The organism is Lactococcus sp. dk101, assembly GCF_009601055.1.
Lineage (GTDB): Bacteria > Bacillota > Bacilli > Lactobacillales > Streptococcaceae > Lactococcus.
The window spans coordinates 1-19,878 of record NZ_WITI01000013.1 but is presented as its reverse complement, the minus strand read 5'-3'; the positions used below and the strand labels follow the sequence as shown (position 1 = coordinate 19,878).

At 39.4% G+C, this 19,878-nt stretch carries 17 protein-coding genes; 15 read left to right on the top strand and 2 right to left on the bottom strand.

All coding sequences use genetic code 11. The features are described 5' to 3' along the window. Positions 1-14: 14 nt before the first annotated feature. The 14 genes from murF (at position 15) to GHI45_RS08960 (ending at position 15,563) form a co-directional block, all read left to right on the top strand. Positions 15-1,355, top strand: a complete 1,341-nt coding sequence (murF, locus tag GHI45_RS09025) for a UDP-N-acetylmuramoyl-tripeptide--D-alanyl-D-alanine ligase (protein WP_147780413.1) — start codon at positions 15-17, stop codon at positions 1,353-1,355. 119 nt (positions 1,356-1,474) lie between these two features. Further along, a complete protein-coding gene (locus GHI45_RS09020; RefSeq protein WP_147780412.1) occupies positions 1,475-3,130 on the top strand; it encodes a peptide ABC transporter substrate-binding protein in 1,656 nt (551 codons plus the stop codon). 316 nt (positions 3,131-3,446) lie between these two features. Beyond that, positions 3,447-5,117 carry a peptide ABC transporter substrate-binding protein gene (locus tag GHI45_RS09015; RefSeq protein ID WP_147780411.1) on the top strand — a complete coding sequence of 557 codons (1,671 nt, stop codon included), beginning with the start codon at positions 3,447-3,449 and terminating at the stop codon, positions 5,115-5,117. A gap of 80 nt (positions 5,118-5,197) precedes the next feature. After that, on the top strand, positions 5,198-6,121 hold the full coding sequence (locus GHI45_RS09010; RefSeq protein WP_147780410.1) for an ABC transporter permease: 924 nt from the start codon (positions 5,198-5,200) through the stop codon (positions 6,119-6,121). 16 nt (positions 6,122-6,137) lie between these two features. Then, positions 6,138-7,172 (top strand): ABC transporter permease, encoded by a 1,035-nt coding sequence (locus GHI45_RS09005; protein ID WP_147780409.1) that lies wholly within the window; start codon positions 6,138-6,140, stop codon positions 7,170-7,172. A 2-nt stretch (positions 7,173-7,174) separates the two neighbouring features. After that, positions 7,175-8,230 (top strand): ABC transporter ATP-binding protein, encoded by a 1,056-nt coding sequence (locus GHI45_RS09000; RefSeq protein ID WP_153497440.1) that lies wholly within the window; start codon positions 7,175-7,177, stop codon positions 8,228-8,230. Continuing rightward, positions 8,230-9,171 carry an ABC transporter ATP-binding protein gene (locus GHI45_RS08995; protein WP_147780407.1) on the top strand — a complete coding sequence of 314 codons (942 nt, stop codon included), beginning with the start codon at positions 8,230-8,232 and terminating at the stop codon, positions 9,169-9,171. The genes GHI45_RS09000 and GHI45_RS08995 overlap by 1 nt, the downstream gene beginning before the upstream one ends. 116 nt (positions 9,172-9,287) lie before the next feature. Next, positions 9,288-9,596, top strand: coding sequence for a hypothetical protein (locus GHI45_RS08990; protein WP_147780406.1), 309 nt, complete (start codon positions 9,288-9,290; stop codon positions 9,594-9,596). Between the two features lie 113 nt (positions 9,597-9,709). Then, entirely contained in the window at positions 9,710-9,859 is a 150-nt protein-coding gene (locus GHI45_RS08985) for a hypothetical protein (RefSeq protein WP_153497439.1), read from the top strand. 187 nt (positions 9,860-10,046) lie between these two features. Further along, the gene (locus GHI45_RS08980) at positions 10,047-11,615 is read left to right on the top strand and encodes a peptide chain release factor 3 (RefSeq protein ID WP_147780405.1); all 1,569 of its coding nucleotides are present in this window, start codon (positions 10,047-10,049) and stop codon (positions 11,613-11,615) included. 249 nt (positions 11,616-11,864) lie between these two features. After that, positions 11,865-13,526, top strand: a complete 1,662-nt coding sequence (locus GHI45_RS08975; RefSeq protein ID WP_147780404.1) for a DEAD/DEAH box helicase — start codon at positions 11,865-11,867, stop codon at positions 13,524-13,526. 194 nt (positions 13,527-13,720) lie between these two features. Beyond that, entirely contained in the window at positions 13,721-14,422 is a 702-nt protein-coding gene (locus tag GHI45_RS08970; RefSeq protein WP_147780403.1) for a phosphopantothenate--cysteine ligase, read from the top strand. Beyond that, positions 14,415-14,966 carry a phosphopantothenoylcysteine decarboxylase gene (coaC, locus tag GHI45_RS08965; protein WP_147780402.1) on the top strand — a complete coding sequence of 184 codons (552 nt, stop codon included), beginning with the start codon at positions 14,415-14,417 and terminating at the stop codon, positions 14,964-14,966. The genes GHI45_RS08970 and coaC overlap by 8 nt, the downstream gene beginning before the upstream one ends. Positions 14,967-14,972: 6 nt before the next feature. Beyond that, positions 14,973-15,563 (top strand): ECF transporter S component, encoded by a 591-nt coding sequence (locus tag GHI45_RS08960; protein ID WP_147780401.1) that lies wholly within the window; start codon positions 14,973-14,975, stop codon positions 15,561-15,563. Between the two features lie 49 nt (positions 15,564-15,612). On the opposite strand, the gene GHI45_RS08955 is transcribed toward GHI45_RS08960, so the two are convergent. Both GHI45_RS08955 and GHI45_RS08950 read right to left on the bottom strand, forming a co-directional pair. Continuing rightward, positions 15,613-17,250: a glycosyltransferase gene (locus GHI45_RS08955; RefSeq protein ID WP_147780400.1), complete on the bottom strand. Its 1,638-nt coding sequence runs from the start codon at positions 17,248-17,250 to the stop codon at positions 15,613-15,615. A 3-nt stretch (positions 17,251-17,253) separates the two neighbouring features. Further along, complete coding sequence (locus GHI45_RS08950) at positions 17,254-18,840, bottom strand: glycosyltransferase (protein ID WP_153497438.1); 1,587 nt, start codon at positions 18,838-18,840, stop codon at positions 17,254-17,256. 460 nt (positions 18,841-19,300) lie between these two features. Between GHI45_RS08950 and GHI45_RS08945 the strand changes: the two genes are divergently transcribed. Further along, on the top strand, positions 19,301-19,768 hold the full coding sequence (locus tag GHI45_RS08945; RefSeq protein ID WP_153497437.1) for a KxYKxGKxW signal peptide domain-containing protein: 468 nt from the start codon (positions 19,301-19,303) through the stop codon (positions 19,766-19,768). Positions 19,769-19,878: the final 110 nt, after the last annotated feature.

The window sequence follows — 19,878 nt, the reverse complement described above, 5'->3', positions numbered from 1 at the left end:
ATAATTAAGCTAATATGAAACTTACAATAAAAGAAATTGCACAAGTCGTGCAAGCCAAAAATGACTGGTCGAGCTACAAAGACCAAGAAATACACGCCATCGAATTTGACAGCCGTTTAATCACATCAGGAGACCTCTTTTTACCTTTAAAAGGAGTGCGTGACGGACATGATTTTATCGAAACCGCTTTTACTAATGGTGCCGTTTTGACTTTTTCTGAAAAAGAAATCGAACAAGCACATCTTCTTGTCGATGATAATTTACGTGCATTTCAGGCTTTAGCTAAGTATTACGTGAGTAAAATGAAGCCAACCGTTATTGCTGTTACAGGCTCAAACGGAAAGACGACCACAAAAGATATGATTGCTGCTGTTTTGTCTGAAAAATACCAAACTTATAAAACACAAGGCAATCATAATAACGAAATCGGCATGCCTTATACCATTTTGCACATGCCAGATGATACTGAAAAATTGGTCTTGGAAATGGGAATGGATCATCCTGGCGACATTGACTTACTTTCAAGTCTTGCTAGTCCAGATTTGGCAGTCATTACGCTGATTGGTGAAGCACATCTTGAATTTATGGGAAGTCGCCGTAACATTGCCAAAGGAAAAATGGGCATTCAAGCAGGACTTGGCATTGAAAATGAGCTGATTGCACCTGCTGATCCGATCATCAATGAATTTATCTATGACAATCAAAAAATCACACGCTTTGGCGCTGACGAAGATATTTATGTGACACAACTCGTTGAACATAGAGATTATCTCACTTTCAACAGCAATTTTATGAACGAAACCATCAGCATTCCAGTGCCAGGACGCTACAATGCAACTAACGCCATGCTTGCGAGCTATGTTGGTTTGAAAATGGGATTGACTGAAAAAGAAATCAAACATGGACTAGAACACGTTGAATTGACGAGAAACCGAACAGAATGGAAGAAAGCGGCCAATGGCGCAGATATTCTTGCTGACGTTTATAATGCCAATCCAACAGCTACACGCTTGATTTTGGAGACTTTCCAAGCGATTGCACCAAATGAAAAGGGAAGAAAGCTGGCTGTCCTTGCTGACATGCTGGAACTTGGTGAAACTGCACCTCAACTTCACGCCAGCATCTTTGAAACGCTAGATTTGGATATTTTGGACAAGGTCTATTTGTATGGACCAATGATGAAATATCTTTATGACAAAGCAGCAGGAAATCCTAAAGTTGTACATTTTGATAGCCTTGAGAAGTTGACTGAAGCCATCAAAGCGGAGTTGCAACCAAACGACCAAATTTTATTTAAAGGCTCAAATGGAATGAAACTTTTCCAAATAATTGAACACATTGAAAAAGAAATCTGATGATTTCTTTTTTTTTATTTCGCAGTTCATCCTTGACAAGTTTTTTAATATATTGTAAAATACAAAACATATAAAATTTTCTGTAAATTCTATATATATTAAATTTAGGAGTTATTGATATGAACAAGAAAAAGATTATCGGAATATCTGCGCTCTCGCTTTTATCTGTTGCTGTTTTGGCAGCCTGTGGCGATAAAAAGGAAGAAGCTCAAAAAAATATTGTATTTTCAATTCCAACAGACGTGGTAACGCTGGACTCAACAGTTGTAACTGACCAATATTCATATGATGTTATTGGGAACGTGGAAGAAGGAGCAACACGTGTTGACAAAAACGGTGACGCCTCACTTGCCCTTGCAAAGTCAATTGATGTTTCATCAGATGGCTTGACTTATACCATCACATTGAAACCTGATTTGAAATGGTCAAATGGCGACAAGCTCACTGCCAATGACTTTGCTTACGCTTGGAAACGTGCAGTTGACCCAGACACAGGTTCAGAATATGCCTATTTGATGGGTGCCATCAAGAATGCCAACGAAATTTCTTCAGGAAAAGCAAACAAAGATACGTTGGCTGTCAAAGTTGACGGAGAAGACAAGTTGACTGTCACACTTGCTGAGCCAGTTCCTTACTTCAAATTCTTGCTCTCAGAGCCTGTTTACTATCCATTGAATGAAAAAGTTGTTGAAAAATACGGAAAAGAATACGGAACAACTTCTGAAAAGATGGTCTATAGCGGCCCATACATGTTCAAATCATCGAACGGCTGGTCAGGAACCAATAAAGAATTCTCAGTTTATGCAAATCCAAGCTATTGGGACAAAGACAAAGTGAAATCTAAACAAGTTGATTTCAAAGTCATTTCAAATGCAAATACAGGTGCTCAACTTTATAAACAAAACAAACTTGACTTCGCTTTGTTGGCAACAACCGATTTGATTACAGCAAATAAAGGCGATGACGGCTTTACTGTATTTAAACAAGCCCGTACTGACTACATGGAATATAACCAATCAGGAAAAGGTGCAAGCAGCACAGATGCTCAAAAAGCATTGGCCAATAAGAAGATCCGTCAAGCGCTTAACTTGGCGACTAACCGTAAAGCCATTGTAGATAATGCATTGCCATACTCAACAGTCGCAACAAGCTTTACACCAGCCGGTATGAGTAAGACCGACTCAGGAGAAGACTTTGCGCAATATGCAAAACAAGACTATAAATATGATGAAACAGAAGCTAAAAAATTGTGGGCTGAAGGCTTGAAAGAAGTCGGACTTACAAAATTAACGCTCAGTCTTGAGGCAGCAGCAGACTTGGCTCCTGCAAAAGCAACAGCAAGTTACCTTCAAACATCATATCAACAAATCCTTCCAGGACTTACGATTGATTTGAAACTCGTTCCATTCCAACAACGTTTGCAAGACCAACGCAACACGACCTTTGATTTGATTCTTGGTGGTTGGGGTGGCGACTATGCTGAACCATCAACTTTCTTGCAACTCTTTGTAACAGGACAATCTTATAACGATGGTAAATTCTCAAGTTCAGCTTATGATGCAGCCTACAAAGCAGCATCAACTGCACCAGATGTCTTGGATCAAGCGAAAACTGATGAACACTATAAAGCAGCAGAGACTGCTCTTTACGAAGGTTCTTACATCAATCCAATCGACTTCCAAGCAAGTCCAGCACTTGTCAATCCAGACCTTAAAGGACTTCAATTCCACTCAACAGGTCTTACATATGACTTGAAAGAAGCCTATATCAAATAAAATAAAAAATAACATGATTTATTACAAATCATGTTATTTTTTTAATATAAATATAATTACTATTTCTCTTGACAAACTTAAACCAATCTGATAAAATTGCAAACATAGTAAATTTTCAGAAAATAACAAATAGATTTAAAGATTGATAAAATACGAACTTAACCACAATAAACTAAAGTTATTAAACTAAAAAAGATGATATGTAATGATTTCACTTTACATTTTAGGTTAATTTAAGTATAATACCAATATATCAAATTTTCTGACAATTACGATGACATAATTTCACAGAAAAAATATGAAAGAGGGAAATTTCATGAAAACTTGGAAAAAAGTAAGCTTAGGTACAGTTACATTGGCTTCTGCAGCTTTGCTTGTTGCGTGTGGTGGTAGTTCATCATCTAAGTCAGATGCGGGACGTGCGCCTCAGTTGGCAATCCCAACGGATATTTCAACACTTGACTCAACAATGGCAACAGATACATACTCAAACATCTTTATCGGTAACACCGAAGAAGGTGCCATGCGTGTTGATGACTCAGGAAAAGCTCAACCAGCACTTGCTGAAAGTGTTGATGTTTCATCAGATGGCTTGACTTATACAATCAAACTTCGTTCAGGACTTCAATGGTCTAATGGAGATGCATTGACAGCGAAAGACTTCGTTTATGCTTGGCAACGTGCAGTTGATCCAGAAACTGGATCACAATATGCATACCTTATGGCTAACATCAAAGGTGCAAACGAAATCATGAACGGCAAGGCTAAACCAAGTACACTTGGAATAGAAAAAGTTTCAGATACTGAATTGAAAGTAACGTTGACACAACCAACTCCTTACTTCAACTATCTTCTTGCTCAATCTGTATACTTCCCATTGAACCAAACATTCGTTGAAAAATATGGTAAAGAATACGGAACTTCATCTGACAAGACACTTTATTCTGGTCCATTCGTCTTCAAAGGTTCTGGTTGGACAGGTTCAAACCAATCATTCGATCTTGTTAAGAACGACAAATACTACGACAAAAAGAATGTTAAATCAAGCGAAATTAGCTATCAAGTTATCAAAAAACCTGAAACAGCTGTTCAATTGTTCAAACAAGGAAAACTTGACCAAGCTTCACTTGGAACACCTGACCTTTACAATGCAAACAAAGGTTACACTAAGAACGCTGAACTCGTAACGCTTAAAGAAGCTACAACAGACTATATCCAATATAACCAAACGGGTAAAGGTACTTCAAGTACAGCAGCAGCTAAAGCATTGCAAAACAAAAACATTCGTATGGCTTTGAACCTTGCAACTGACCGTGCAACAATTGTTTCTCAAACAACTGCCGGTTCTAAAGTAGCAACTGGTTTGGTACCATCTGGTATGGCACTGACAGCAGACGGTGAAGACTTTGCAACATACGCTAAACAGCCTTATACTTACGATACAACTAAAGCTAAAGAATACTGGGACAAAGGGATGAAGGAAATTGGTGAAACCACATTGACTTTGACTTATGAAACAGATGCAGATTCAACAACTGCTAAGCAAATGGCTGACTTCCTTCAAACTTCACTCGCAAAAGCACTTCCTGGTTTGACAATCACAGAAAAGATTGTTCCATTCCAACAACGTTTGAAAGATTCACAAAATCACCAATTTGATTTAGTTAACTCACTTTGGGGTGGCGACTATGCAGAACCATCAACATTCTTGCAACTCTTCACAGCTGACTCAGGTAACAACGACGGTGGTGTTTCAAATGCTGCATATGAAGCAGCAATGAAGAGCGCTTCAACATTGCCTAATGTAACAAATGATGCAGCTCGTGATGCAGATTATAAAGATGCTGAAAAAGCACTTTACGATGAATCAAGTATCAACCCTATTTACTTCCGTACAACACCTGCACTTCGTAATCCAAACATGGTTGGCTTGGCCTTCCACGGAACTGGACTTTCTTACGACCTTAAGAGTGTTTACATCAAGTAATGAGTTTGAAATTAGAGTAAATGAAAAAGTAAGGGCCACTGGCACCTACTTTTTCGTGTTTATATAAGAAAGATTAACATATGTTAGCTAAATACATTTTAAAACGCATCATGCTGATGGTGCTTACATTATTCCTTGTCATTACTGCAACATTCTTCTTGATGCAAGTTATGCCTGGTACGCCATTCCACAATCCTAAGCTTTCACCACAACAATTACAATCATTGATGGCAGCTTATGGCTTGGATAAACCCCTTTGGTATCAATATTTGATTTATATTGGTCATGCTTTTACTGGTAACTTTGGAACATCATTCACTTATACTAACCAACCAGTTAGCATGATGATTGCACAACGTTTGCCTGTTTCTGCTCAACTCGGACTTCAAGCAATGATTATTGCACTTATTTTTGGTACGATCTTCGGAGTTCTTTCTGCCCGCTACCGTAACGGTTGGGTAGATAATGTCTTGAGTGTTATCTCAACATTTGCCTTCTCAGTTCCTTCATTCGTCGTTGGTACTTTGTTGCTTCTCGTTTTCGGATATACATTGCAATCACTTCCTGTTACAGGTTGGGACGGAATGTTTACAGGAACGTCAGTTATGCCATCAATCGCCCTTTCCCTCGCGTCCATGGCACAAGTGACCGCCTTCGTGCGTTCCGAAATGATAGAATCCTTGAGTTCCGATTATATTCTCTTGGCACGTGCCAAAGGGTTGTCAGACGGAGAAGTACTCTGGAAACATGCCCTTCGTAACTCATTGATTCCAATGCTTACATTGATTGGCCCAATGACTGCTGGTCTTTTGACTGGTTCAGTTCTTATTGAAACAATCTTCAGTATCCCCGGAATTGGTCAACAATTTGTTCAATCAATTCCTTCAAAAGACTTCCCAGTTATCATGGGGACAACAATCGTCTATGCTTTGATGTTGATGGTTATGATTTTGATTACCGATATTATCACAGCGTTTGTTGATCCACGTGTAAGATTAGACTAGGAAGGAGAGTAAAAAAATGGAAAATGTAAATAAAAAATTCACTCTCGTGGGAACGACAGATTCACATGACATGGAATTAATCTCGAAACCTGCACTTACTTTCTGGCAAGATGCTTGGCGTCGTTTTAAAAAGAACCGTATTGCAGTTGTTGCTATGGTCGTAGTTATTGCGACATTGCTCTTCTCATTGGTTTCAATCGTACTTGTACCACAAAGTTCTGCAAATAACTTTGATCCAAATAAAGTACAAGTTTATAAAAACTTGCCACCAAAATTGGGTAATTTGAATATTCCAGGTTGGAATGGTGAATTCACAACTCCTGGTAACAGTGCTTCTACAAATGTTTATGAAGACCAAAAAGTACCTTCAGGAACATCATACATTCTCGGAACTGATAACTTGGGACGTTCGCTTGCGAAACGTACGATTGTCGGACTTCGTATCTCACTTTTGATTGCCTTTGCTGCGATTTTGTTTGATATCTTTATCGGGATTACTTATGGTTTGATTTCAGGCTGGGTCGGCGGAAAAGTCGATAATGTCATGCAACGTATCATCGAAATCATTTCATCAATTCCTTACCTTGTTATTGTAACAATGCTTGGTATGCTTCTTGGACAAGGGGTTACTTCAATTATCCTTGCGATTGGTATGTTTATTTGGACAGGGATTGCCCGGCAGGTGCGTAACTTGACTTTGAGTTGGAAAGAACGTGAATTCATTTTGGCCTCTCGGACGCTTGGTGAATCAACTTTCCGTATCATGATTCGTCACTTGCTTCCAAACATGCTCGGTGTTATCATCGTACAAATCATGTTCGATATTCCATCTGTTATCTTTGCTGAAGCGACTTTGTCTGCGATTAACCTTGGGGTTAAACCACCAACATCTTCACTTGGTTCATTGATTTCTGACGGTATTTCAAGCTTGCAATTCTATCCATTCCAACTTGCAGTACCTGCTGTTGTTTTGTGTCTCTTGTCACTTTCATTCTTCTTGTTTGGTTATGGCTTGCGTGATGCATTTGACCCTAAATCTAGCGAGGATTAATCATGTCTGAAAAAATATTAGAAGTAAAAAATTTACATGTCAACTTTAAAACTTATGCTGGTCAGGTAAAAGCAATTCGTAACGTAAACTTCGATCTCGAAAAAGGTCAAACACTTGCGATTGTTGGTGAATCTGGTTCAGGTAAGTCTGTAACAACTAAAACTTTGATGGGATTGAATGCCAGAAACGCTGAAATTCCAGAAGGAGAATTGCTTTATAAAGGCAACGACCTTTTGAAATTAACAGAAGCGGAATGGCAAAAATTGCGTGGAAATGAAATCTCAATGATTTTCCAAGATCCAATGACTTCACTTGACCCAACAATGAAAATCGGGAAACAAATTGCTGAACCTTTGATTAAACACAAAGGAATGAAGAAAAAAGAAGCGCTCGCGCGTGCTTTGGAACTCATGAAACAAGTTGGTATTCCTGCTGCTGAAGAACACATCAATGATTATCCACACCAATGGTCAGGTGGGATGCGTCAACGTGCTGTTATTGCGATTGCACTTGCTGGTGATCCAGAAATTCTTATTGCTGATGAACCAACAACAGCCCTTGACGTTACCATTCAAGCACAAATCATGCACATGATGGCAGAATTACAAGAACGTATTTCATCATCAATCATCTTCATTACCCATGACTTGGGTGTTGTTGCTGGTTTTGCGCATAAGGTAGCCGTTATGTATGCGGGCGAAATCGTTGAATACGGAACAGTTGAAGAAATCTTCTACAATCCGCAACACCCATACACTTGGGGACTTTTAGACTCTATGCCAACTGTTGATTCAGATGTTGACCGTTTGGTTTCTATTCCTGGGACACCTCCTGATTTGTTGAATCCTCCAAAAGGCGATGCATTTGCAGCACGTAACAAATACGCCTTGGATATTGACTTTGAAGAAGAACCACCATTCTTTGAAGTTTCTCCTACTCATTTCGCGAAAACTTGGTTGCTCGATCCTCGCGCACCAAAAATCGAGCCATCAGAAAAAATCAAAGCACGCTGGGCTCGCTGGGCTGAAATGTCTGACGTGAAAGGAGAAACGAAATAATGACTCAAGAAGGTAAAAAGATTGTTGAACTCAAGAATTTAAATCTTGTCTTTAACAAAGGAAAACGCAACGCAAATAAAGCCATCAATAACGTTTCTTTCGACATTTATGAAGGCGAAACATTTGGTCTTGTTGGTGAATCTGGTTCAGGTAAAACAACAATCGGTCGTGCAATTTTGAAACTGTACGACAAAGACATTGAATCAGGAGAAATCTTGTTCAATGGTAAAGATGTTCGTAAACTTAAAGGCGATGAATTGAAAAAATTCCGTTCTGAAGCTCAAATGATTTTCCAAGATCCACAAGCTTCATTGAATGGCCGTATGCGTGTAAAAGATGTCGTTGCTGAAGGGCTTGATGTCAATCATTTGGCAAAAGATGCAGACGACCGTACAGCACAAGTTGAACGTTTGTTGAAATTAGTTGGCTTGAACCATGACCATTTGACACGTTACCCACATGAATTTTCAGGTGGACAACGTCAACGTATCGGGATTGCTCGTGCGCTTGCAGTAAAACCTAAATTTATCGTTGCTGATGAACCAATTTCAGCCTTGGACGTTTCAATCCAAGCTCAAGTTGTCAACTTGTTGAAAGATATTCAAGCACAAAATGGCTTGACTTATCTGTTCATCGCCCATGACTTATCTATGGTGAAATACATTTCTGACCGTATCGGTGTTATGCACTGGGGTAAAATCTTGGAAATTGGAACTTCTGAACAAGTTTACAATCACCCAATCCACCCATATACAAAGTCATTGTTGAGCTCAATTCCTTCTCCTGACCCTATTTCAGAACGTCAACGTACACCAATCGTGTATGATCCAACTGATGAAACAGACGGTCAAGATCGTGAAATGCGCGAAATTACACCAGGACATTTCGTTTTCGCTACAGAAGCAGAAGCTGCTGAATATAAGAAAACTGCAACAAACTAATCTAATAAAAAATGAGAACTTATCATCAAATGATAGGTTCTTTTTTTGTCCAAAAAGTTAATATTTTGTTATAATGAAACCGTATTCAAATTTCTTTTACAGAAAGTGAGAATGAGATGAAAAAATTCTTAGTTCTTTATACCGCAGAAATGTCCGCAGAAAATCATTTTGGTGATTTATCTCCAGAAGACATCGAAAAAATGAACAAGGCTTGGATGGATTGGGCTGAAAAAGCAGGCGAACATTTGCTTGATTTTGGTAATCCAACGGTTGCAGTCGCAGGAACAGCTCCAGGTGTTGGTGGTTATTCATTTTTGCAAGCAGAAAACGTTGAAGATTTAGCAGATTTAGTTGCTATTCATCCTCACAAATTGATGGGTGGAAATCTTGATTTGTATGAAGTTGTTACCCCTCCAGGAATGTAATTTTGTCAGTGCTGACAGCTTGATTTTGTAAGCTGACAAAGCTTGATTATGCTTGGTTTAAGATTTCTTGTTTATAATGTCCAAATCCGTTTGAAGAAAGGAATGATTTGAGAATGGAAAACAATAAAATCTTGAAAGAAGCAATTTTCGCATTAAATAATGCTGAAGATGCAGATGAACGTGGACTCGTTTTACGTGATTTTGCAGTTAAATTGCATCAACCAGAATATGAAAAGCTGGTTTCAATCGCACTCTGCGACTAATTAACACACTTAAAATTGATTATTTTAAGAAAATGGACTGTGTATTTCAGCCCATTTTTTGATATAATAGTACAAAACCACTTTTGAAAGAAAAAAGCAATGTAAATAAGGAAAAATGATTTTGGCTCAGTTAACTGGGCTTGTTTTTTGGAAAAAAAGTATGAAGTTTGAATGAAATGAGAATAAAATGAGTAGAGCAGAAGAAATTAAAAAACGTCGCACATTTGCGATTATTAGTCACCCGGATGCTGGTAAAACAACCATCACTGAACAACTGTTGAAATTTGGGGGTGCCATTCGAGAAGCAGGGACTGTAAAAGCCCGTAAGACAGGTAACTTTGCCAAGTCTGACTGGATGGACATTGAAAAAGAACGTGGAATTTCGGTTACATCTTCCGTTATGCAATTTGATTATGCTGGAAAACGGGTCAATATTTTGGACACGCCTGGGCATGAGGACTTTTCTGAAGATACTTATCGGACATTGATGGCTGTGGATGCTGCGGTTATGGTGATTGACTCTGCAAAAGGGATTGAAGCACAAACCAAAAAACTGTTCCAAGTTGTTAAGCATCGCGGCATTCCAGTTTTCACTTTCATCAATAAACTTGACCGTGATGGACGCGAACCGCTTGATTTGTTGTCAGAACTTGAAGAAATCTTGGGTATTGACAGTGTACCAATGAACTGGCCAATCGGGATGGGTAAAAATTTCCAAGGCCTTTATGATTTTACCAATGACCGTGTTGAAGTTTATCATCATGAAGCTGATGGCGAACGTTTTGTGAGCTTGTCAGAGCTGGCAGATGGCAAGCATGAACTAGCAAGCAATCCTTTCTACGAACAAGCTGTGGAAGATGCTGAGTTGTTGGCTGATGCAGGAAACCAATTTGATGCTGACCGTGTGATTGCTGGACAATTAACGCCAGTTTACTTTGGGTCAGCGCTGACAAGCTTTGGGGTACAGACTTTCCTTGAAAGTTTCCTCCAATATGCACCAGAACCACACGCACACAAAACCATCGATGATGAAGAGATTGAACCACTCAATCCTGATTTTTCTGGCTTTGTTTTCAAAATTCAAGCCAATATGGACCCACGCCACCGTGACCGAATTGCCTTTGTTCGTATTGTCTCTGGCGAATTTGAACGTGGCATGGGTGTCAATCTGGTTCGGACGGGTAAACAATTCAAACTTGCTAACGTGACTCAATTTATGGCAGATACGCGTGAAAATGTTCAAAATGCGGTTGCTGGCGACATTATCGGGGTTTACGATACTGGAACTTACCAAGTCGGCGATACGATGACGACAGGCAAGCTCAAAAAAGCATTTGAACCATTGCCAACATTTACGCCTGAATTATTCATGCGTGTGCAAGCCAAAAATGTCATGAAGCAAAAGTCCTTCCATAAAGGAATTGAACAATTGGTACAAGAAGGAGCAATCCAACTTTATACCAACTACACGACAGGCGATATCATGTTGGGTGCGGTTGGACAACTTCAATTTGAAGTCTTCAAAGACCGTATGGAACGTGAATACAATGCCGATATTATCATGACACCAATGGGTAAAAAATCAGTTCGTTGGATCAATCCAGAACAGTTGGACGAAAAAATGTCGTCTTCACGTAATATTTTAGCGCGTGACCGCTTTGATCATCCATTATTCTTGTTTGAAAATGATTTTGCATTGCGTTGGTTCAAAGATAAATACCCAGATGTTGAATTAAAAGAAGAATTTTCAGTTTAAGCAAAAAAATGAATAAAAATGGCTTTTGTCAGTACTGACAGAAGCCGTTTTTTTACTTCTGAAAAATTTTCAAGAAAATAAATGGTGTAAGTAAAAATTATGTGCTATAATAGATAAGTTACATCAGGCGCTAATAAAATCTCGCCTGTAGAGAAGCTTCGTGCTTCAGTAATAAATGATTGTCGGAAGACAAAATAAATCTCAAATGTAATGATTTACGATTTGAGCTTAGAAACTATAGGTAAAGAATTGAAATTTAGCGACCTCGGCCTTTCAGAAGGCATCGTCAACACCCTCACAGAAATTGGTTATGTAGAACCAACTCCAATCCAAGAGCAAACCATTAAATTGACGCTCGCAGGAAAAGATGTGATCGGTCAAGCGCAAACAGGGACTGGTAAAACAGCCGCATTTGGTTTGCCAACCATTGAAAAAATTGATGCACAAAATCCAAATGTACAAGCATTGGTTATTGCACCAACACGTGAACTTGCCGTTCAAGGACAAGAAGAACTTTTCCGTTTTGCAAAATCAAAATCGCTTAAAGTTCGTACTGTTTTTGGTGGTTCATCTATCGAAAAACAAATCAAAGCACTTAAATCAGGAGCCCACATCGTTGTCGGAACACCTGGACGTTTGTGCGATTTAATCAAACGTAAAGCATTGAAAATTGACCACATCCAAACATTGATTTTGGACGAAGCAGACGAAATGCTCAACATGGGATTCCTTGATGATATTGAATTCATCCTTGGAAATACACCATCTGACCGTCAAACATTGCTTTTCTCAGCAACAATGCCAGAACCAATCAAGAAAATTGGTGTTAAGTTCATGCACGAACCAACACACATCAAGATTGCTGCTAAAGAATTGACTGCTGACAATATTGATCAATACTACATCAAAGCGAAAGAATTTGAAAAATTTGACATCTTGACACGCCTTTTGGACGTTGAACGCCCAGAACTTGCCATCGTCTTCGGTCGTACAAAACGTCGTGTTGACGAATTGACACGTGGTTTGAAACTTCGTGGCTACCGTGCAGAAGGAATGCACGGTGACTTGGATCAAAACAAACGTTTGGCTGTCTTGCGTGACTTTAAAGCTGGTCACATTGATGTGCTTGTTGCGACAGACGTTGCAGCACGTGGACTTGACGTTTCAGGCGTAACACACGTTTATAACTACGACATCACTCAAGACCAAGAAAGCTACGTTCACCGTATTGGTCGTACAGGTCGTGCAGGTAAAAAAGGTCGTTCAATGACATTCGTTTCATACAATGAAATGGGTTACCTTCGTGCCATTGAAAAATTGACTAAAAAACCAATGAAAGGCATCAAACCACCAACAAAAGACGAAGCTTACAAAGCATCACTTGGTGTTGCCATGAACGAAGTTATTCGTGATTTGGATATTGCTTCTGATGCAGATGCACAATCAAAATTGCACAAATTTGATAAACAAGCAGAAAAATTGCTTGAACAATTTGATGCAAAAGCTTTGGTTGACTTGCTCTTGCAAAGTCGTGTTAAAGACCCAGACAATCAAGAAGAAGTGAAAATTTCTGCTGAACGTCCATTGCCATATAACGGAGAAGACGGACGTGGTAAAAAACCACGTGCTGGTCACCGTAATCGCGACAAAAAAGACCGCAAATGGCGCGACCGCGACGGAGATAACCGCGACAATAATCGTAGTGGATACCGTGGCAACCGCGATAACAAAGAAGGTGGCGAACGCAAACCTTGGAACCGTGACCGTGATCGTGATAACAACCGTGGCGGCTACAAAGGAAAACGCGACGACCGTAAATTTGACAATAAATCAAACAACAAAAAACCACGCAAATCAACAGGGACAGAAAAAACAGCTGGCTTCGTAATGCGTAACCGTGGAGATAAATGATCTCTACTAAAAGAGATGTCCGTTTTCTCTAGCCAATAAATTGGCTGATAAAAAGGCAACAGAGGCGACAAATAAGCGCCAATGAGTTAATAAACACCTTTGTCAGTACTGACAGAGGTGTTTTTCATTTAAAAATCAAGTAATTTTAGTGACTAAATCTTGCGAAACAGCGCTTCTTAGGTTAAAATTAAAGCATGAAGATTTTAATTACTGCGGGTGGGACGACCGAGCCGATTGATACGGTTCGAGGCATTACAAATTTTGCGACAGGAAGCTTGGGAAAATTGACAGCTGAAGCTTTTTTACAAGCATCACATCAGGTCATTTTGTTGGCTGGACAGACGGCGGTCATTCCTGAACCTCACAAAAACTTGACGGTCAGACGGATAATGGACACGCAAGACTTGATGGAGTCAATGGCAGACTTAGTCCCCCAAGTTGATGTGGTCATTCATAGCATGGCAGTTTCTGATTATCGACCAGTCTATATGACGGGGCTTGAGCAGTTTTCTGAGCAACTCTCTCGTCAAGAACTGCTTGATTTTAGACCTCAAACACAGGAAAATAAAATCTCTTCGAAGGCAGATTTTCAAATCATGCTACTAGAAAAAACGCCAAAAGTCATTCAAGAAATAAAAAAATGGAAACCCAGTGTCATTTTATTTGGTTTCAAATTGTTGTCAGGAGTGACAGAAACGCACTTGCTCAATATTGCCAAGGAAAAAATGAACACAACAAAGGCAGATTTCATTGTGGCAAATGACCTTGCGACAATTAAAAATGGACAGCATAAAGCATTCATTTTGGATAAGCAGCAAAGGCTCATTCAGCTTAATACCAAACAAGAAATCGCCAATAAAATCGTAGAAAAAGCGCAGGAGGCATATCATGGCTAACATTACACTTGCCGTAACTGGAAGTATTGCAGCTTATAAGGCAGCAGATTTGGTGTCATTGCTGACAAAGCAAAAACATCAGGTCACAGTTTTGATGACAAGGGCGGCCACACAGTTTATCACGCCATTGACCCTTCAAGTTCTCTCAAAAAATAAAGTTCACTTGGACATTATGGACGAGGAAAGACCAGAAGTCGTCAATCATATCGAACTCGCCAAAAAATCAGACCTTTTTATTGTTGCTCCAGCCACAGCTGATACGATCAGTCGTTTGGCTCATGGTGCGGCAAATGATATTGTAAGTGCTGTGGCACTCGCTTTGCCAGCTGGCAAAAAGAAAATGTTTGCCCCAGCCATGAACACCAATATGTATGTTAATCCATTGACACAAGAAAATATCCAGACCCTGAAAAAAATTGGCTTTGAAATGATTGCCCCTAAACAATCATTACTTGCCTGTGGCGATTTTGGCGAAGGCGCACTTGCTGACGTGCAGGACATTGTCACTGCCGTTCAATTAAAATTAAAAGAGACGAGAATTTAAACAACCATGAAAAAATCAAAAGCATCTGATGTTGCCATTTTAGCTATCTTTATTGCCATTATGGTCGTAATCCAAGTTTTGAGCCAGATTATTTATTCAGTTTGGCCTTTGCCGATTGTGCCAACCCTTTTGCACATTCCGGTTATCATCGGTTCCATCGTACTCGGGCCCAAAAAAGGTGCATTTTTAGGCTTTGTCATGGGCTTGATTAGTGTAGTCAATTCGACCATTATCACACTCCCTTCAAGTTTTATGTTTAGCCCTTTGCAGCCTGTACCGGGAAGCAATCACGGCTCAATCGCAGCGCTGATTATTGCGATTGTTCCACGAATTTTGATTGGTATTTTCCCTTATTATGTCTATAAAATCTCTAAAAATCGCTTTGGAGCGGCCTTAGCGGCCTTTGTTGGAACAGCAACCAATACAGTGCTTGTCCTTGGTTTCATCTTTATCTTTTTCAGAGCTGTGACAAAAATGACCTTTGGTGCCTTACTAAGCGCCATTATCACGGGAAATTCAATCGCCGAAGTCATCATTGCAATCATCTTAACAATGGCAATCGTCCCTGCCCTTCAAAAATCCCGCCGTTTTAAATAAATAATATTAAAAAAATCCATTTCACTTCGAAATGGATTTTAATTTTTCTTTATTCGCCGTTTTCTTTCAAACCATATTGCGTTTGTGGCACATAATGAAATGCTTTTTCATTAGCGTCAGTCAATAATTCTTGCCAAGCTGCCCAAACATTTGCTTCTGAAAAACGATCAGACAATTCAAATGCTTTATCGCTCATGGCCTGCAATTTATCAGCGTCAGAGAACAATTCAACGAATTTTTCAGCCATGGCTTCCACCATTTGATCGGTTTCTTGCCAGCTAAAACCTTCATTAAATGGAATAACGTAACCATTTTCTTGATCAACAACCAAATCATTTGGCCCATAATTAACATCGTAAGTAACGCTGACCATGCCATTTGACTGAGCTTCCATCAAGGACAAATTAAATCCTTCCATGACAGAAGCAAGCGCATAAACTTGACCTTTACGTTGAACAGAGGCCACATCGTTAGTATAATCATACAATTTGACTGCATCTTGGAGATCAAATTCTTCAATCGCTGCATCAATCGCTTTTTTAGCCGCATCATTATCACGATGGTCAATATAACCATAAACCGTCAAATTGATGTCAGGAATCATAGCTTTCGCAAGTCCAATCGAACGGGCAACCAAGCCCACATTCTTTTCAGGTGCCACACGACAAGTCATGACGACAGAGTGTTGGTCACGTTCAGCCATTGGAACACGTGGAAGATCAAAGACAGCATCTGGAATAATCCCAACAGGAATGGTAAAACACTTGGTTTGCGGTTTGAAACGTGCCATGACATCGCATGTTTGCTTTTGCGTGGCAGAAACAACAGCGTCATAACGATTGATATTGGTCAAACCATATTCATAGAAGTTATTCATGACTGAATGCATGGTATCTTGTGCATCGCCTGCGTGCGAATTGTGCAAGTGCAAAACAGTATAAACAGGGCGATCGAGTTCAAGAACAGACCAATCCCCCAAGTGAGTACGGTCAAGAATAAAGACATTTAAAGCTGTATCAGACCAGTATTTTTCATTGATGAGATTGTAAAAATGCTTCATCAGCTCATCAATAGTAGGGAAAATATAGATGGCTTTGCCAAAAGTCAGTCGCCAACCTTCTTTTTTATATTCTTTTTTCGTGTTGTAGCGGTTAAAGCTTTCAAGGACAGGTTTACCATGCACATCGTACCAGACTTCAGTCCCAATCTTGTTATCCGGCGTGTACCATTGCGTCAAAGATAGAAAACCTCTAAAGTCATAATTATCCACACGGTAAAGATTGCCAAAAGCGTCAAATATTTCAACCATGCTGACCCGTTCATTATCGTCTTCTTCAGTATAATAATGCACGCGAGCAACCAGTTGATTTGTATTCGTTTGGACATTGTACAAATGTTTTTCTTCATCTTTAAAATGAATGACATTGCGGACACCAAATCTCAAATCTTGAGCGTGAACAATCTTATCTTCAACCTGTTCAGCATCTTGGAAAAAGTCAAACATTGACAAGATTTCGTTGTCAGCAACACCAACATCATTCAAGTAACGATGTAAACGGGGGTTCCATTCACGAAAGATCATTTTGAATGCTTCGCCGTGATCTCTGAACAATTTGGCACGTTTTAACTGTGCGTGTTCAATCCCTGAATTTTTTTGGTTAAAAGATGAATTGATAAAGAATTTCATAGCTTATTTTTCCCCTTTCACAAACAAATTTGAACTTGTTTTTTGAACCTTCGTCCATTTTTTCCAAACGAGTGCTTCGTGCCATTTTTGTGCTTTTTCATGTGCAGCCTTGCTCATCTTGAGATGTTTGCTATCGTCAACAATCAATGCATTGAGTGCTTGTGCAGCTTCAAGCGTTGCACCGAGTGGTACAAGCACCCCGTTTTTGCCATTGTCAATCAATTCTTTGTGACCATATTTGACATCATAAGCAACCACAGGCACACCAAAACTCATCGCTTCTAACAATTCCATACCAAAACTTTCAGCAGGTGTTGTCGAGATGACGGCGCGTGCTTCTTTTATTGCGGCTTCGAGAATTTCTGTATTTTGATAGCCTCTAAAATGAACCACATCTTGCAGACCAAATGCTTCAACTTTTTCATCAAGTTGTTTTTGCATTTCAGCAGGAGAAGCGTAACCATAAAAATCAAGCTCTGCTTCAGGGTTCATTTGATGCAGATAATTCATGACTTCGACCGTTTGGATAACACCTTTATCATCTGCCAATCGTCCCAAATGAATAATCTTATTTTTCGTTTTTGGAATTTCAAATTTGACATCTTTTGTAAAGTAATCAGGTAAAGCAAGCACATTGTTGAAGTGATAGAATTTCATGATTTCATCACGTTCTTGCTCAGTCGGTACAATAATGCCATCGAGTTCAGCATTGAATTCAGTAAACAAAGGTTTCAAATAATCAACCAACTGCCGTGAAGGGCCAACTTGTTGATTGTTTGAGGAGTGAACATTGTGTAAAAAGTGCCATTTGCCAGCAAAACCTTTGGCACGATGGACAGCAGGCGCCAAGGAAATACGGTCGTTGATAAGACTTGCTTCGCCTTGTGCAGCTAACTCATCAAGGAAAAATGTGAAAAGTTCTTCCTCGGTATTAAAACGCCAGCTTTCCCCTTTATAGTCCACCAAACGATACATTGTAGGGAAAAGTTGACCATTGATATTCATGTGTGCCAGTTCAAGCTTGGGTTGCCCGTCTTTATTAAAGAAAACCTGAGTTCCTTTTGAGCCGTCTGGGTGATAATACTGAGTCGAAGACTTAAAACCACGACAATCCCACAAATCAGTAGTTAAAGTATCACCGAAAGTACCAAAATAATCGACCGAACCAACAAGACCAACTGTTGCGGGTGCAATGTTGATTTTTCCGATGGTCGTGCCATGATGACTAATCAAAGATGAATTAGCATCGACACCTTCGATATGGTATTTTGTTTTGTCAATCATATCGACAAAACGGACATCTGCGCGTTCCATTTCAAGCCCAACAAGTTCTTGAAAATAATCATACATATTGACGACATCACTCGACTCAAGGCCCAAACGTTTGGCATCAGCCGCAAGTTGCGTGTTGTAGTTGCGCGTGACGATTTTTGCTGAAATCTTATTTTTCTTGAATAACTTAATCCGATTGATTGCAGAAAATTCAGTTCCTGAATTTAAAGCAAAGATGTTTTCATTGACAAAATAATTCACGACGAGTATCCTCTTTTTCTTTTCAATATTACTCCATACAAAAAAGAAAGTTTTCATAAATTTTATTGAACTTCCTCGGAAATAAAATCGCTTCACTTCACTTTTCGGATAAATTTTGGAACAAACACAAACTGTGAACTAATACGTTCCAAAATTTATCCCCGTTTCAATCCGCTCAGTACGAATCAGAACAGAATTTTGCGGAATGAGATAATTTTTTGCCGACATTTTAGTTCATAGGATGTGTCCGTCGAAAAAATTAACCAAAGAATGGAGCAAAATGGAATGGCATTTATTTCCGAGGAAGTTTATTGAAACAGGTTCAATTATAATCATTATAGCATATAGAATACACAAAATCACTTACAAAATGATGAAAAATAATTTATTCTTTTTATGACATTTTAGGGATTTTGCTCTATACATTAAGGTTCAGATATGGTATAATACAAGCGTATATTCTATAAAATACAAAAGAAGGGGCATTCTGGATTTATCTCAGAATTGAATAGCGATTTTGGAAAATGAAAAATTAAGTCGGATTGCACGTCGCAAGAAAAAAGAAGAAGAAATTAAAAACTCTCACTTCAGAACGTGGAAATCTGGCAAATCATGGCTCTACACTTCGTCAGCCTTGGCACTTTTGATTGCAGGAGGAGCAGTAAACTCATCTGCTACCTTTGCAGCCACAGTGACACCGACTGAAGTCGTAACGACCAGCTCCGCGAGTACTGCCGCTAGTACCGCCGCCACATCAGATACCAGTGCCGTTGCCGCTAGCACCACAAGTGCAGTAGCAAGCTCAAGCACATCTGCTGTTTCAACATCAGCAACATCATCAACCAGTGCCGTATCAAGCACAGCTACAAGTACTGCAGCAACAAGCACAACTTCTGGCTCAACCATTAGTTTAAGTGCCACAAGCGCAACTGCAAGTTCAGCAACAAGTAGTGCCGCAAGTTCAGCAAGTGGAGCTATACTATAAAAGTGGACACAAATAAGTGTGCTATAATCTGTCTAAGAAGACACAAAAATGAAAGGACTTTTATGTCGGGATTTAAACGTTACGACGAGGAGTTTAAACAATCTCTCGTC

What these genes read in the sequence shown, in the direction of transcription:
- GHI45_RS08960 (WP_147780401.1), top strand. Translation starts at nt 14,973, where the DNA reads ATGAAAAAATCAAAAGCATCTGATGTTGCCATTTTAGCTATCTTTATT.
- GHI45_RS09000 (WP_153497440.1), top strand. Translation starts at nt 7,175, where the DNA reads ATGTCTGAAAAAATATTAGAAGTAAAAAATTTACATGTCAACTTTAAA.
- GHI45_RS08990 (WP_147780406.1), top strand. Translation starts at nt 9,288, where the DNA reads ATGAAAAAATTCTTAGTTCTTTATACCGCAGAAATGTCCGCAGAAAAT.
- GHI45_RS09020 (WP_147780412.1), top strand. Translation starts at nt 1,475, where the DNA reads ATGAACAAGAAAAAGATTATCGGAATATCTGCGCTCTCGCTTTTATCT.
- GHI45_RS09015 (WP_147780411.1), top strand. Translation starts at nt 3,447, where the DNA reads ATGAAAACTTGGAAAAAAGTAAGCTTAGGTACAGTTACATTGGCTTCT.
- GHI45_RS09005 (WP_147780409.1), top strand. Translation starts at nt 6,138, where the DNA reads ATGGAAAATGTAAATAAAAAATTCACTCTCGTGGGAACGACAGATTCA.
- GHI45_RS08985 (WP_153497439.1), top strand. Translation starts at nt 9,710, where the DNA reads ATGGAAAACAATAAAATCTTGAAAGAAGCAATTTTCGCATTAAATAAT.
- GHI45_RS08950 (WP_153497438.1), bottom strand. Translation starts at nt 18,840, where the DNA reads ATGAAAACTTTCTTTTTTGTATGGAGTAATATTGAAAAGAAAAAGAGG.
- coaC (WP_147780402.1), top strand. Translation starts at nt 14,415, where the DNA reads ATGGCTAACATTACACTTGCCGTAACTGGAAGTATTGCAGCTTATAAG.
- GHI45_RS08995 (WP_147780407.1), top strand. Translation starts at nt 8,230, where the DNA reads ATGACTCAAGAAGGTAAAAAGATTGTTGAACTCAAGAATTTAAATCTT.
- GHI45_RS08980 (WP_147780405.1), top strand. Translation starts at nt 10,047, where the DNA reads ATGAGTAGAGCAGAAGAAATTAAAAAACGTCGCACATTTGCGATTATT.
- GHI45_RS08970 (WP_147780403.1), top strand. Translation starts at nt 13,721, where the DNA reads ATGAAGATTTTAATTACTGCGGGTGGGACGACCGAGCCGATTGATACG.
- GHI45_RS09010 (WP_147780410.1), top strand. Translation starts at nt 5,198, where the DNA reads ATGTTAGCTAAATACATTTTAAAACGCATCATGCTGATGGTGCTTACA.
- GHI45_RS08955 (WP_147780400.1), bottom strand. Translation starts at nt 17,250, where the DNA reads ATGAAATTCTTTATCAATTCATCTTTTAACCAAAAAAATTCAGGGATT.
- murF (WP_147780413.1), top strand. Translation starts at nt 15, where the DNA reads ATGAAACTTACAATAAAAGAAATTGCACAAGTCGTGCAAGCCAAAAAT.